This is a genomic window from Marivivens aquimaris (assembly GCF_015220045.1).
Taxonomy (GTDB): Bacteria; Pseudomonadota; Alphaproteobacteria; order Rhodobacterales; family Rhodobacteraceae; genus Marivivens; species Marivivens aquimaris.
Genome location: NZ_JADBGB010000001.1, coordinates 32,073 through 45,906, shown reverse-complemented (window position 1 = coordinate 45,906; position 13,834 = coordinate 32,073). Strand labels below are relative to the sequence as shown.

General features: G+C 57.8%; 11 protein-coding genes, 1 pseudogene and 1 CRISPR repeat array. Of the genes and pseudogenes, 4 read left to right on the top strand and 8 right to left on the bottom strand.

The features are described from left to right. Nucleotides 1-292: 292 nt before the first annotated feature. The 4 genes and pseudogenes from IF204_RS00230 to cas9 form a co-directional block, all read right to left on the bottom strand. Nucleotides 293-568: a hypothetical protein gene (locus tag IF204_RS00230; RefSeq protein ID WP_194093724.1), complete on the bottom strand. Its 276-nt coding sequence runs from the start codon at nucleotides 566-568 to the stop codon at nucleotides 293-295. Nucleotides 569-640: 72 nt separating this feature from the next. Then, nucleotides 641-1,800, bottom strand: a protein-coding gene (locus IF204_RS00225) for an IS3 family transposase (protein ID WP_194093722.1) whose coding sequence is annotated in 2 segments (ribosomal slippage) — nucleotides 641-1,548 and nucleotides 1,548-1,800 — 1,161 coding nt in all. Because the reading frame shifts where the segments join, the coding sequence is not laid out codon by codon here. A 531-nt stretch (nucleotides 1,801-2,331) separates the two neighbouring features. Then, nucleotides 2,332-3,749: direct repeats of the CRISPR family, unit length 36 nt; unit sequence GTCCGGGCTTGGCTACGCCGCTTCTTCTGCTAGAAC. 208 nt (nucleotides 3,750-3,957) lie between these two features. Then, nucleotides 3,958-4,365, bottom strand: a pseudogene (locus IF204_RS20295) (CRISPR-associated endonuclease Cas1); the annotation flags it as partial. Nucleotides 4,366-4,406: 41 nt separating this feature from the next. Beyond that, a complete protein-coding gene (gene cas9 / locus IF204_RS00215) occupies nucleotides 4,407-7,682 on the bottom strand; it encodes a type II CRISPR RNA-guided endonuclease Cas9 (RefSeq protein WP_407658866.1) in 3,276 nt (1,091 codons plus the stop codon). A 714-nt stretch (nucleotides 7,683-8,396) separates the two neighbouring features. Here cas9 and IF204_RS20290 point away from each other — a divergent pair. Beyond that, nucleotides 8,397-8,750, top strand: coding sequence for a thermonuclease family protein (locus IF204_RS20290; RefSeq protein WP_194093716.1), 354 nt, complete (start codon nucleotides 8,397-8,399; stop codon nucleotides 8,748-8,750). A gap of 112 nt (nucleotides 8,751-8,862) precedes the next feature. On the opposite strand, the gene IF204_RS00205 is transcribed toward IF204_RS20290, so the two are convergent. The 3 genes from IF204_RS00205 to IF204_RS00195 form a co-directional block, all read right to left on the bottom strand. Beyond that, complete coding sequence (locus IF204_RS00205; RefSeq protein ID WP_194093715.1) at nucleotides 8,863-9,786, bottom strand: hypothetical protein; 924 nt, start codon at nucleotides 9,784-9,786, stop codon at nucleotides 8,863-8,865. Next, the gene (locus IF204_RS00200; RefSeq protein ID WP_228068989.1) at nucleotides 9,783-10,307 is read right to left on the bottom strand and encodes a hypothetical protein; all 525 of its coding nucleotides are present in this window, start codon (nucleotides 10,305-10,307) and stop codon (nucleotides 9,783-9,785) included. The genes IF204_RS00205 and IF204_RS00200 overlap by 4 nt, the downstream gene beginning before the upstream one ends. Before the next feature lie 254 nt (nucleotides 10,308-10,561). Continuing rightward, nucleotides 10,562-11,245: an ArsR/SmtB family transcription factor gene (locus tag IF204_RS00195; protein ID WP_194093713.1), complete on the bottom strand. Its 684-nt coding sequence runs from the start codon at nucleotides 11,243-11,245 to the stop codon at nucleotides 10,562-10,564. A 74-nt stretch (nucleotides 11,246-11,319) separates the two neighbouring features. Between IF204_RS00195 and IF204_RS00190 the strand changes: the two genes are divergently transcribed. The 3 genes from IF204_RS00190 to IF204_RS00180 all read left to right on the top strand — a co-directional run bounded on the left by IF204_RS00190 (nucleotide 11,320) and on the right by IF204_RS00180 (nucleotide 12,576). After that, nucleotides 11,320-11,643, top strand: coding sequence for an NIPSNAP family protein (locus tag IF204_RS00190; RefSeq protein ID WP_194093711.1), 324 nt, complete (start codon nucleotides 11,320-11,322; stop codon nucleotides 11,641-11,643). Beyond that, entirely contained in the window at nucleotides 11,640-11,984 is a 345-nt protein-coding gene (locus IF204_RS00185) for an antibiotic biosynthesis monooxygenase family protein (protein ID WP_194098097.1), read from the top strand. Before IF204_RS00190 ends, IF204_RS00185 begins: the two co-directional genes overlap by 4 nt. 193 nt (nucleotides 11,985-12,177) lie before the next feature. Continuing rightward, the gene (locus IF204_RS00180) at nucleotides 12,178-12,576 is read left to right on the top strand and encodes a helix-turn-helix domain-containing protein (RefSeq protein WP_194093709.1); all 399 of its coding nucleotides are present in this window, start codon (nucleotides 12,178-12,180) and stop codon (nucleotides 12,574-12,576) included. A gap of 291 nt (nucleotides 12,577-12,867) precedes the next feature. On the opposite strand, the gene IF204_RS00175 is transcribed toward IF204_RS00180, so the two are convergent. Beyond that, entirely contained in the window at nucleotides 12,868-13,743 is an 876-nt protein-coding gene (locus IF204_RS00175; RefSeq protein WP_194093707.1) for a recombinase family protein, read from the bottom strand. Nucleotides 13,744-13,834 lie beyond the last annotated feature (91 nt).

The following is a 13,834-nucleotide window of genomic DNA, read 5'->3' as shown; positions in this document are numbered from 1 at the left end:
CCGAGCGGGCTAGGCTATTTCGGGAGAGAAGGTGGAGGGTTGCCTGCCCCAGTGCTTCGGGCGATGGGAGCATCCCCATCGACTAAACCCGTTTTTCCTAGGACTTCGGTGAATCTAGATGGCCACCTCACCCTTTAAGAGCAAAGCTGAGGTGACCCGTAGCTCAATAGGCAGATAGCTAACGATTTGCTGGGTAGACCTGAGACCTGCGTCGGGCCATTTCCGAGCCTCAGCTTTCGCGGTAATCTTGCTACATTGATCGGCACGAAAATGGCTTTGCAAGCCACAGCCCCTAAGTGACGACAATGCACCAATAACCCGTCATGATTGCAAAGATTTCCACCATCAGTTTTATTGATACAACATCCGTGGGTGCTTGGGGGCAGATATGAGTCTTTTCCGACAGAAAATTGATGGCGTTCCACAATTCGTCACCTATTTCGCGCCAGTTCTTGAGGTAATGCGCGATCTCGGAGGTCAGGCCCGCCCCAAACAGGTGTTCGACGAAATCGCGAACCGCTATGACGTTCCCAATAGCTTCTTGGACCAGACCAACAAAAATGGTCAACCAAAGTTCAATTGACCTGCCCCTTTTCTCAGGGCCACTTGTGAGAAGAGCCTGTTCCCCTTTTGTGTGCCATCATTCGGCTGCGTGAGCAATGGGCGCAGGCGCGGAGCCATCAGGTAGCTCAAGCGTCGGTGCCCATTGCGTTTTGTCGAAGGGCCGCGCTGCGGCGAACTCCTCCGGCGTCTGATACTTCAAGCTGCTGTGCGGGCGTTCCGTATTGTAATCGGCCCTCCATTCTTCGATAATCTCTCGGGCTTCACCGATGCTCGTGAACCAGTGCTGGTTCAGGCATTCCTCGCGGAACCGCCCGTTGAAGCTCTCGATGTAAGCATTCTGCGTAGGTTTCCCCGGGTCGATGAAATACAGCTGCACGCCGTGATCATCGGCCCATCTGTCCATGGCCCGACCACGAAGTTCCGGGCCGTTATCAACGACCAGGATATCGGGGTATCCTCGCTCCCGGGCAACCCGCTCCAGCATTTCCACAACCCGCTCACCAGGCAGAGAAAAGTCCACCTCGATCACCGGGCATTCGCGGGTGCAATCGTCCTTGAGATTGGCGGTGCGGAACTTCCGGCCATTGGCCAACGCATCGCTGGTGAAGTCGAGCGACCAACGCTGGTTGGCAGCGATCGGGCACCAACTGCCCTCACGCGCCTCGCGCGGGATCTTCTTGCGCTTCGTCCGGCGCAGCCATAGGCGCTCCTCCCGATAGAGGCGCTCGACGACCTTCACGTTCACCTTGAAGTCCTCGCGGACAAGCTTGGCATGCAGCATGCGATAACCATACCTCCTGTGTTTGCCTGAAAGAGTGATCAGGCGTTCTCGAAGTCGCACATGGCGGTCTGGCCGTGCCCGATAGGCCAGGCTCGACCGCGAAATCCCGACCAGCCTGCACGCCCGCCGCTCCGTGAACTGATGATCCGCCATCAGCGTCTTCACGGCATCCCGGCGGTGTGCAGGCGTCAGGAGTTTTTTGCCAGCAGCCCTTTCAGACCCGAATTGTCGAGCATGGCATCCGCCAGAAGCCGCTTGAGTTCAGCGTTCTCGGCTTCCAGATCTTTCAGGCGGCGCAGTTCGGAAACCTGCATGCCCCCATACCGGCTCTTCCACTTGTAGAGCGTCGCATCCGACATGCCATGCTTGCGACACAGCTCCGCGACCTTCGCCCCGGCCGTATATTCCTGCAAAATCCGGACAATCTGTTCTTCCGTGAAACGTGATTTACGCATTCTTTGTTCTCCTCGTTGCTTCGAACGTTACGAGAACAAACTCTCCTTTTGAATGGCCCAGTTTCTTGGGGGCAGGTCAGATAGACCTGACTTTGCCATCCTTCGAGTTTGGCTCGCAGCTTCGAAATTCTGTTATTGCTGGAAATCAGCTAGTAAGCTGACGGTTCCGAAGCCCCTCTATTGCCCTAGTTAAACCAAAGCCGACCAGAGCCGCACACCTCGTCACTGGCGTGCGTGAGGCCGTTTCTGGCTGGAACACTCGTGCAGACCCACGGGGCGTCCCTACGGGGCTAAAATCGCCCCTAGAAGCGATGCTGGCTGAGCGAGCCACGAGTGAGTTCGACTAGCATTGCCGAGGTAGCCGTCCGCATATCACGTGTCGTGCATTCCAGGTGGAGGGTTGCCTGCCCCACCGGTTCGGGCGATGGACGCATTCCCATCAACCAAGCTTGTTTCTCCTAGGACTTTGAGGGACGTTTAGTCCACAAGGTTGCCACGAGTTTGCTATCTCCCACCGTTTAAGCCTGTCCAGTCCGGATTTGGTTGCGCCGCTTCTTCTGCTAGAACTATCGGGATCGAACCGATGGCCTCCTGAATGTCCGGGTTTGGCTACGCCGCTTCTTCCGCTAGAACTGGAGAAGGCTCCGAAGAAGACCGACGACGGCCCGGGTTGGGCTACGCCGCTTCTTCTGCTAGAACGTCTTGTCCTGCCCCTTCATCGGCGCTTGGTTCCGGGCTTGGCTACGCCGCTTCTTCTGCTAGAATAATCGGTCCAAGGTCCGCCCGCCACCAGACGTCCGGGCTTGGCTACGCCGCTTCTTCTGCTAGAACACGCATAGATACACACATCTAACGTGACATGTCCGGGCTTGGCAACGCCGCTTCTTCTGCTAGAACTCCGGTCTTCAAACGAGTGCCTGATGGAGTAGTCCGGGCTTGGCTACGCCGCTTCCTCTGCTAGAACGTAGGCGCGTCCCTGCCCCTTGCCGTTGCTGTCCGGGCTTGGCTACGCCGCTTCTTCTGCTAGAACAAGAGCCGCGCAAAGCTGACGGCCTATCGCTGTCCGGGCTTGGCTACGCCGCTTCTTCTGCTAGAACTCAACGTCGACATAGGTTGCACGGCTGTGTGTCCGGGCTTGGCTACGCCGCTTCTTCTGCTAGAACTGGCCGCGATGGCGTCAGGCGGAAGTTGGCAGTCCGGGCTTGGCTACGCCGCTTCTTCTGCTAGAACAGGCTCTCGCTGTAGTGCTGGTTCGAATTGGTCCGGGCTTGGCTACGCCGCTTCTTCTGCTAGAACGCCCCCCGCACCGACACGACCGGCTTTACCGTCCGGGTTTGGCTACGCCGCTTCTTCTGCTAGAAAGAACGGTTAGGGACCGGCGACGGGAGATAAGTCCGGGTTTGGCTACGCCGCTTCTTCTGCTAGAACCGCTTCGGCATCCGCCGGAATGGCGACTGCGTCCGGGTTTGGCTACGCCGCTTCTTCTGCTAGAACAGCCGAACGCGACGAATGGAAAACGAAGTAGTCCGGGCTTGGCTACACCGCTTCTTCTGCTAGAACGTCGGCGTTGCGCTGGTGGATGTCGCCGTTGTCCGGGCTTGGCTACGCCGCTTCTTCTGCTAGAACGGCTCTATGCGATCGTTATCGACCGTCCGGGTTTGGCTACGCCGCTTCTTCTGCTAGAACGGCGGTTCATGCGGACACCTCCAGAGCAGAGTCCGGGTTTGGCTACGCCGCTTCTTCTGCTAGAACGCGAAAACACGGGACGGCGAATGGATGCCGTCCGGGTTTGGCTACGCCGCTTCTTCTGCTAGAACTGCGATCGAATGCAGCACGGCGAACGGAACGTCCGAGTTTGGCTACGCTGCTTCTTCTGCTAGAACCTCAGTATACCCATTACGGAGTTACTGAGAGTCCGGGATTGGCTACGCCGCTTCCTCTGCTAGAACGTGCCTTCTGCGGCCCATTGTTGCAGAAGGTGTTTCCCCCCACTCCAGCGGCGAAAATCAATAGCAAACTTGCTAAAATAACGTGAGCTGATCCGGTTTCTGCTGCTTCATCGCGATCACGGCGGAAAGTTCTCCCAAGCAGCCGCGTCCAATAAAGCTGCGCAGCCCGACCTTCACGATTGTCAGGTTCACCCGACCGAACGGCATGACTCAATCGTTTAACTCGTTCTGAGCCACACCCCACGTCTTTGAGAAGCGCCGCTTGAGCCGCAATTTTTTGCCTGACAAGACGTGCCCAGATTTGCTTGCGCAACGGTAGCGAAGCCGCCGCTTGATTTCGCATCCGATAACCATGCTCGCCATTGCCGCAAAGTGGCATGACTACGGCATTGGGTGCAAAATTCGCGTTCAGGATCATGACTGGCACGTTATGTGCCGCTAAATGAGCCAGAGCGATATTTGACCACATCAGTCCCTGCGCGGTCACCAGAACCGCATCGAGATCATCCAGCTCCGCCTTACCGATTTCCACACCACCTTCTCGCACCGACAAAAAGCCACGCGACTTATGCACCGCGAGGCCATCGCGGCTCAGTTCCGAAATACGTCCAACCATGTGGCCCTCCTTTGTGAGGCCCGTAGGTCAGCTTGCCGGCGTCAAACTGTCCCGTGAGGGATCGTGTGCACCCGCCCCAATTCATCTATGCGAACACGCCGTGCGCGCCGCAGGCGCAGTTTATCAAAGCCCGCCAGATCCCACCCGAAATCATCGTCATCGTCGTCGTGCCGCTGCTGTAGTCTACCCGCATCGTTCAAGCCGCAGAGGTAGATACGATTATTGCCCGGCGCTAGCCGAACAATTCGCTTCACCACATTGCTCCCTTCAGCGATCTTTTTTTGGTCATCATCCCAGTCAAAGAGTTGAAGCGTATCACCCTTGCGCAAACGCATCACGAATTGGCCATCAGGGTAAAGCTCTTCCCAGGGTTGCTGCTGCCCTGAATTCGCATCCCATACGCTCTGTCCGTGGCCGACCCATCGCCCTTCGAACGAGATCAGGTCTATAGAGGCGACCTCACCGGGTGCAAAGAACTTGTAGGGCCGCCCGTTTTGATCACAGACTGGACGAACAGAACTTTCGCGCTTGATAATCCGGACCCGGCGATGACCATGTTCGTCGATCCACTGTTCGAGCTTTTCGGCGCGCAACTTATCGGCGTCTCGCTTGGTTAACCCCGCCTCGCGCGCTGGCTCGGTGGCTGCCAAGACCGAATGGCGCAACTGCACGTCGCGAATTTGACCAATTTCCTTTTCGCTTAATGACGCAACAGGTTTGCGGACGACCACGTTGCCAATCGTCAGATCTGCCTGATTTTCTGGTGCCCGCCGAATGATCCCAAAAGCCGTATCTTCGTGCAGCCGACCACTTGTTCGTGATGGGTCAGTTGGATCAGCCGAACCATGTTTAGCCCTATGGCTAACATTAACACGGTCAATGGCGGATATAACTTGATCCCGGTAGCCATCAAATGGCATCGGCGGCACTGGTAAGACACGCGATAATGTTTCGGCTCCAACAGACCTAGCGGCGTCCTGAAGTCGCTTGATCATCGGCGGGTCGATCACGCCTATCACGGCGGCATCAATAGCGTGATGCCGGTGATCGTAACGGTTCTTTCGGTTATGATCGCCTAAATTGAGACCCCAACGATGACGCAGCATTGCTGTCATACGTCCTGGCAACATCCATACATGATTTCGAGCGCTACCGTCGGTATCGGTCTTGTCGAACAATGTCTCAGCATAAGCGCGCACCACGCGAGCCAAATAGCCAGTAGCATGAAGCTGTCGGTCGCTAAAGCTTTTCTGCTCTTCAAAAACCGCCATTGCATCAGGTTGAAACCGCCACGCCTTGTTCCGCGGGAAGTGCTTCGTCAGTTCGGTCATTTGCTGCTGATCGAATATACCTCGTTCAGCGGCCTCACCTGGCGAGAGCTTCCCCTTGCGTTGATTTTCCTTGCGGAATGCAAGGGTTTTGTTGGCAGGACTGTCGTCAAAAGTTTCGGCAAACGGTAGGATATGTTCTATTTCGACCGCATCGCTGAGCAAATCCACTCGGCTTATCAGCCTACCAGAAAACGGACTTCTCCGATCTGCTTCGTTGCGCCCAAGCTCCTCCCAAAGCCGCATTTTCAAGAACAGATCCCCAACCCGCTGTCCTGGCTTGAGCAGTTTCGCTTCCTCCAGCTCGGCCCGATACCGATCGTTCCGTTTGGTATTTGCCTTGATCAGCTTATCAATTTCGTCCTTTTCTTTAGGCGACTTGTTCAGATCGCGCGCTGCTTCCAAGACGACCTCGGCTGGCTTGCCAAACTCATTGATCAACATATTCATTACGCGCCGAAACTGGCCAAGAGCTATATGAACAGTGGGATTCGTGATCTTTCCGTATCGCTTGTCGTGTGGATCAGCGAGGTCGCCCGTGCCGTTCCCGAGCATACGCCGGAGGTGCTCCAATTCGTTATAACGGGGAAGCGTATTGAGGCCATTCGCAGGGCGGAAATCGCTATGCGTCATATCCGCTGCGGACAAAAGCGGCGCGCGCAATACAGCCTCGGAGTAGTCAATGACGTCGCTGTGCATCTCGGCCACAAGTGCTTCGGTGACCTCCTTGCAGAACCGCAGATGTTTATCAGGTAGGTGGATTTTCTCGACTGCTTCCGCCACGGATCGCTCTAAGCCATGCTCTGCCGCTAGCCATGCAACGAGTTCTTCCGGGCTTTCACTATCCGCAAGCTTGCTCAAGATTTTTTCGCGCTGCTCAGCGTTAAATCGCGGCCACATTTCGGCCAGCGGGCCCGGCTTTCGCTTTGTGCCGAGCAAATTAGCGGCGACCTGATTAAAATGAAGATGCTTTAACCCGCCCTCTTCAAGATTGAGCCTTGCCGATGACGGCAGTCCAAGCGCACCCCGCACGCGGTTCCAGGTTAGCTTTTCGCCACCATTCAAAGTGTTGAACAGCACCTTTCGCGTTTCTAAATCCAACGACTGCTCACCTTCATCGCGGATCACCCGCAAATTGGCCAAATCCTGCAAAATTAGAAACGCCTGCGCCGTTGGATGCCATCTGGGAAGCCTATCCCTGTCGGGGAAAAACGTGCAACGTCCGGGCTGAACAGGCTTCAATGGTCGCTGATAGAAAATGGTGTAGTCGCGCAAACGATCACGCAGCGCGTCGCTCAAATCGTGATACTTGGCTTGTTCCGACCAAATCGTATCGAACTCCGCCTTAAGCATCTCTCGCGTTGGGTAATACTCATAATGCTTATCAGCATTCTCACCGGAGGCACGAACCCGCACCCCCTGCTTAGCCTGAAGGCGAGCCCAAAGATACGCCCCATAGGTAAGATACCCCTCTTCCTTCAGCCGCGCATTCAACGCCACACTAGCGGACTTGATCAAGCCAGTATCGTCCTCGCTATTTTCAGCCTTGCGATTGCTTTTGAAACCTCGATGCTTGGAGATGTGCCAGAGGGCGCGCCCGAGCTCGTATAACGTCACCTTTCGCTCCGCCGCACGCGCACGAAGTTCATAAGGGTTTAGCGCAAAAATCTCATCTCGTTCAGCACCTTCCGGCGGAAGAAGCGACGCCGCTTCTAGTTCTGATAGCAGGAGTGCGCGACGTTTCAGCCGACGATCCTGCCCTTTCCGTGCTGAGCGAGGTGCCATACGCCCCGCCGCGTTCGACGCCTTACTTTGAGGGTTTCGGCCGTCCTCAAAGATCCGCACTCCCAGAGGGCTAAACTTAATCAATTTGCCTCGCTCATTGACGCGCGCGAGTGCAATAGGCTTACCGGTCCTCTCGTCCAGCTCAAATACCGCCCAACCAACAGACGTCGTTCCGAGATCAAATGCAAATCTGTATCTTTTCAAAGCTCAGTTCCCTTGACTTCCTTTAGCAATATAGCAATTAATAGCTCTACTTCTAGCAGAAGTAGCGGCGTGGTCTTTCCCGCGATAAGGTTAATACCACACCATTGAGGCAGGCCGAGGCCTGCCTCATATCATTTTGCAATTGGTTTCGCCTGATGCTTCATGTCAGCCAATTTGGTGGCGCGGAAAGGTATGAAGTGGTCCGTCGGCCTCCGGAGAAAGCGGCACTGACGACTGGCTTGGTTCAAACTGCCCCTATGCAAACCCGCCTTGGGCGTAGGTAGCTGTAACGACGTTCTCTCATGGCCACGCGGCACGGAGCACCTTCTCCTCCCGTAGAGGCGATAGATGTTGCCCGCCAGAGCCGCACAGCTCGTCACTGGAGTGCGTGAGGCCGTTTCTGGCTGAGCGCCATGCGACAGGGTGAGGCGTCCCTACGCGCCTAAAATCGCCCCTAGAAGCGATGCTGGCTGAGCGAGCCGCGACTTGGTTCGACCAGCATCGTCGAGGTAGCTAACCGTCCATCGTTCGTGGTGCATTCCAGGTGGAGGGTTGCCTGCCCCACCGGTTCGGGCGATGGACGCATCCCCATCGACTAGGCCCGTTTCTCCTAGGACTTCGGTGGACGCCTAGGCTCGTTGGCGCATATGCATTAGCACGGGTTAGCGAGCGCCCAGCTCCGCATCCCAAAACCGAACAAATGGTGATTTTATTATGTTACTTGTTTGCGCCCTCATCACGGTAGTCGATGGCGATACCGTCAAATGCGACGGTCAGAGCGTCCGCCTTCTGGGAGATGGTATTCCGAATGAGCTGGGGTTTGACACGCCCGAGACCTATCGACCAGCCTGCCAACAAGAGCTCGAACTGGGACGCGCTGCCACCGCCCGTATGACCGAACTCGTGTCGCAGGCTGTAGGCATCGAGGATACCGGGCAGCGTGACAGGTATGGCCGCATTCTTGGCAGCCTCATCTTGAGTGATGGACGGACTGCTGGGAGCATTTTGCTCGAAGAAGGCCATGCGGTTGTTTGGGAACCTGGCTACCGTGCTAGCTGGTGCGAATAGCGAATTGGCTTAAGTCCAAGCAATGCGAGGCAAGGGTCTGCTTTCGGCACATAGCGGCCGGCCCTACAGAGCAGATCCTGATGGCGGCAAACCCACGCAACCAACTCCATCGTCACGCCTCCGCCGCGGTCGCTGCGGCGAGGATATCGCGGGCTTCCCATCCCTCACCCTGCCGCGTCGTTACGAATTCGCGGTCCCAGACGCCCCAGTTCGTGGGCAATGGAACCTGCGCCAGAGGATTATGGACATAGGTGATTGGCCGGACTTGGCGCGAGAGGTTCCCGAGGCCGACCCGTGACCAGATCACGCCCGAGATGTCGGCGAAGCGCTCGTCGAGGAAGGCCGTGCGCGGAATTGGATTGCGCTCGCGGTGGATCAAAGGCGCGGCGTGAAACCCCTCTTCGAGGACATCGCCGGTGTCGCGATCGATGGTGATGAAGGCGTCGCCGATCGGGAACAGCGTCGTCATGATGAGCGGCAAGGGCTGTTCGTCGACATAGACGCCGAAGCGGCTGGCGCTGATCGCGATGATGCGGGCGTCTTCCCGCGCGATCACACCCTGTTCGATGTAGCGGGCAATCTTCTGCGCCTTGGTCCAGAACGCGCTGGAGGTCCGAAGCTGCGCTTGGCGAATGGGTGCGGCGGCAAGGCCGCCGCCCTCGTTGATCGGCAGGGGGCGCACGATCTGGTCAGGACCCGGAGCGCCTTCGTCGGGCGTGATGGCCTCGATCCAGATGCGGCGATCTCCTTCGAGGACGCACAGGTCTGGCTGGCCGCCTTCGCGCTGACGGTCGACGACGGGCAACAACGTCCGCCCCGCCTCGAGTAGCGTGCAGCCCAGATACATTTCCCAGAAGCGCCCATCGACGTCTCGCGCGAAGCCCTGCCGAAAGTCCGGATCGGCATAGGGCTCGTAGCGCGCCCACATCTCTTGCAGCATGGCGTGAAGCTGCTGCTCAATGGGGGATTCCGCGATCTTAAGGTTCTCAAAGGCAAGATCAAGATTGGCGCCGCCGACGTCAAAAAGGTCGCTCATCTTCGTCTCACCCTACGCCCGCCGCAACATCCGCGGGACCTGCACGCGGCGATAGCCGTGGGAATGGACCTGCTGGCGAGGCTGCTTGAGGTCGCATAGAGGTCCCGCGCGCATCGGCGGGCGGCGTCGGGTTCGACCTCCCTATCAGTGATGGCAACGTCACGCGGATCACTTTTGTGGCGGAAGGCGTGGTAGGCAAACCAATCGGGCCTGCAGTAGCGCGCCGCCTTGCTGAATGGCACGGACTGAACTTTCACGTCGGTTTGGTAGAGCGCCCAATCTTGCTGCACCTGGAACTGCCGCACCATTTGGCCGACTAACTGCCTGACACGATCGGTCAGAATCTCCTCGCGGAATTCGGCGAAGAGCTGCTCTTCGATGCCCTGAACGGCAGGCTTGCTCAGTTGCGACGCGGTTTCGAGGCGCCAGACTTTGTCGTCCCGCGTGAGGAAGCTCCAGATGCGTTGGCTCGGCTCGGAGGTATAGAGCGAGGCAAAATTCTCGGGGCAGTAGGTCAACATTAGCGTCCATCTTTTGCCGGCCAATCATCGACGGTCATAAACTCATGTCAATGGCTACCGTTCCGCTGTCCGCCCATCCGGCTGGCTAGCCGCCGCAGACCAACCAAACGACCATTAAAGAAGCATTCTTTGCTGACCACGAGACACCGCATCAAGGCCGTTCTCCGCCCATTTTTTTGGAGTTGGTGCTGGATGCAATAACGCTTGAATGGCCGCATTAGACATGGCGGCGGTCCACCAAGTGGACCAAAAACCTACGCGACCGGCCAGAGCTTGTTGAATTCCTCCGCCCCAACACGCGAGAATGTCACAACGCGGGTTTTGTGGTCGCGCTTGGCCCATCCGAGTTCCTCGAAGCGGCCGAGAAACGCGCGGCCGAGGCTGCCTGCGAGATGCGACCTGCGCTCGCTCCAGTCGAGGCACTCACGGCACACAGGTGCACGCGCCGCGCGGAGACCGTCGATGTCTATCTCGAAGTCCCTCGCGAAGGCAGCGCCCTCATCGGTCAACTCAAGCTCCTCACCAACCATCGCCAGATGGCCTTGCGCCATCAGGCTGTCGAACAGCTGCGTCCCCATGTCTCCTGCGAGGTGGTTGTAGCAGACGCGCGCCTGCCGCAGCTCGGCGTCCTTCGGTCCGGTGCGCTTGCGCAGGTAGCCCGACCCGGCGGCCAGCCCCATGAGCGCCTCCAACACGTGCGCGACCTCGTCACCGGCGAGAGCGAAATACTTGTGCCGCCCCTGCTTGCGCGGCCGTAGCAAGCCGCCGTCGCTGAGCTTAGAGAGGTGCGAGCTCGCTGTCTGGAGCGTGACGCCCGCTTCCTCGGCCAGTTCGCTGACCGTGAGGGCTTTGCCGCTCATGAGAGCGTTCAGCATGTTGGCGCGCGCGGGATCACCGATCAGAGCGGCGATGTGGGCGATGTCGGGACCTTCTTTCATAGTTCGACCATAGTCGAAGCATCTGCGGCGCGTAAACAGCTACACCGGACAAAACACATCAGAAGGAGACCGGCGTGCTGACCTGCATCATCCGTTACCACATCGACCCCACGAAGAAGGCTCACTTCGAGCAGTATGCGCGCAACTGGGGCGAGGCGATCCCGCGCTGCGGCGCCGACCTGATAGGCTACTACGCGCCGCACGAGGGCTCCTCGACGCTTGCCTACGGCATCTACAACGTCGCGAGCCTCTCCGACTACGAAGCCTACCGTGCGCGCCTCTCTGCGGACCCTCTCGGCCGCGAGAACTACGCATTCGCCCAGAAGGAGAAGTTCCTGCTGCGCGAGGACCGGACGTGGCTCAAGCTCGCCTCAGCGCCGCATGGAGCCACGTCATGATCGCGGTCATCTTCGAGGTCGAACCGGCAGAGGGTCGGAAGGGTGAATACCTCGACATCGCCGCGTCGATCCGTCCGATGCTGGACGAGATAGTCGGCTTCATCTCCATCGAGCGCTTCCAGAGCCTCTCCGATCCCCGCAAGATCCTGTCACTGTCGTTCTTCGAGAATGAAGATGCGGTCATCCGCTGGCGGAACCTCAGCGCACACCGCGGCGCACAGGCGAAGGGACGCGGCGGGGTGTTCGATGACTACCGTTTGCGTATTGCCAGCGTCATCCGCGACTACGGCATGATCGAGCGTGCAGAGGCTCCTGAGGACAGCAGGGAGGCGCATTCATAGCAGGGGTAGGCAGGACATCATCATGTTGGACAAGCACGCTCTAAGGCACCTCTAGGAGCCCCTCTGACGCCCTCAGATGAGAACCACCGAAAGGACGGTAAGTCATTGCATTTACGGAGCAAAACACCGCACGCCCCACCCGACGCGCTCTGAGATATGAGGTAGTCTTGAACCACATAACAAGAGGTTCAAGATGAACAAACCATACGCAAATGACCCCGCAGCGATCTACCTAGCGCAGCGGATCAATGAGCTCGCTCACCGCAAGTCTCAGTTGGAGATCGCGACGCAGGCTGGCTTCGCTAACCCCAACATGATGACGCACCTGAAGCAGGGGAAAAACAAGATACCGCTGGACCGCGTGCCAGCCCTCGCTGAGGCGCTCGAATGCGACCCTGCCTACCTGATGCGAGTGGCGTTGCAGCAAGCCGTCGGGGTGACCGCAGCGGCGGCTATCGTCGACATATTGGGGGAGCCGATCAGCAAGAACGAGCGGGCTATCCTTGCCGAGATAAGGGAAGTCTCGGGCGATAGTGACCCACGCCTGACCGCAAAGACACGGACCGACCTGCGGAAGGTGTTCCAGCGATGACCGGAGGAGGACTATTCGTTGCCCCCACTGCGCCATCAGGTGATTGGGAGACGCTCACGCCGCGCGAGAAGCAGTGGATCGAGTTCATCAGGGTGATCAGCTGCGCCTCCGACCCTGCACCCACACCGGAGCGCATAAGGGCGCTGAGAGAGCTCCTTGATGCGGGACCGAGGGGTGGCTAATTGCTCAGCCGTTCCCCGCTGTAGGAGTCACTGAGAGGCTCTCAGGAACGATTGAGAGGGGCGCCGTAGGTAGCGCCCCTCCTTGGCTGAATAGCTAGACAGCTAAGGGTCAGAACATGCCGTAGATGGGGTTCTGCTTCATGGCTTCCTCCTCGACCGGTTCGTTCGGCGGCGGATCAGCAGACCTCATGCCGCCCCTGAGATACTTGTCAGCCTGCTCACTGGCTAATTTCTTGAGGCTCTCCAGATGCTCCATGCGTTCTCGCTTAGCGATAAGATCAGTCATCAAGCGCTTCCGCACGTTATCCTCGGCCCACACACCACCGGTGAAGGTAGTGATGCCTGCTTTGTTGAGCGCCGCCGCGACCTCTGGGTATGTCGCGTCCCAAAGATCAGGGAACGACAAGAAGTGCCTGTAGATTTCGTCGACCTTCACCCGCCGCTTGGCTTGCCGCACGTTTGTGGAGACGACGCTTCCCGCCCGACCATACTCCGAGAGGTTGGCGCTACGCAGCACAGCGGCGCTTGCTAGCGCCTCCTTGGTGCCGGCCCGCGATTTTTCAGCCGTGTCTTGCCCTTTCTGCGCACCTTCATAGATTTGCTTGAGCGTCACACGACCACCATCCTTGACTGAGAAGACCTTCACACGCCGCCCCTTGAGGAATTCCTTCGCCGCGGCCGGATTTCTGAAGAGCCTCTGAAGGTCTGTGACGACTACAATCCCACCTAAACGCTCAGCATGATCAAATGCCTTCACCAATGCAGAACGCTGATCCGCACTGTAAGCACCTGTAGTGGAGACAACCTCATCATAGAGGTAGTCCATAGTTAGCTGATGCTTGTCGCAGAACGTTCTGAGCTTTTCCTTTTGTATACCTAATGGGTCACCATTCTGGGTCTGAAGTGTAGTAGAGACCCTTGCATAACCTACTGCGTATACAGGCTTGGTGCCCTTAGGAGGGTTGAGTGTGTGGTTAGCGGACATAAGGCCACGGTTCCTTTGATGTAGGTGCGGACAAAACACACCGCTTCATTCGCAAACCGAGCATGGATTGCGTGATATATAAGGCTTGCGG

Bases quoted from the DNA above. Each gene is read 5' to 3' on its own strand.
- IF204_RS00175 (WP_194093707.1), bottom strand. From the start codon at position 13,743: ATGTCCGCTAACCACACACTCAACCCTCCTAAGGGCACCAAGCCTGTA.
- IF204_RS00195 (WP_194093713.1), bottom strand. From the start codon at position 11,245: ATGAAAGAAGGTCCCGACATCGCCCACATCGCCGCTCTGATCGGTGAT.
- IF204_RS00185 (WP_194098097.1), top strand. From the start codon at position 11,640: ATGATCGCGGTCATCTTCGAGGTCGAACCGGCAGAGGGTCGGAAGGGT.
- IF204_RS20290 (WP_194093716.1), top strand. From the start codon at position 8,397: ATGTTACTTGTTTGCGCCCTCATCACGGTAGTCGATGGCGATACCGTC.
- IF204_RS00205 (WP_194093715.1), bottom strand. From the start codon at position 9,786: ATGAGCGACCTTTTTGACGTCGGCGGCGCCAATCTTGATCTTGCCTTT.
- IF204_RS00180 (WP_194093709.1), top strand. From the start codon at position 12,178: ATGAACAAACCATACGCAAATGACCCCGCAGCGATCTACCTAGCGCAG.
- IF204_RS00200 (WP_228068989.1), bottom strand. From the start codon at position 10,307: ATGTTGACCTACTGCCCCGAGAATTTTGCCTCGCTCTATACCTCCGAG.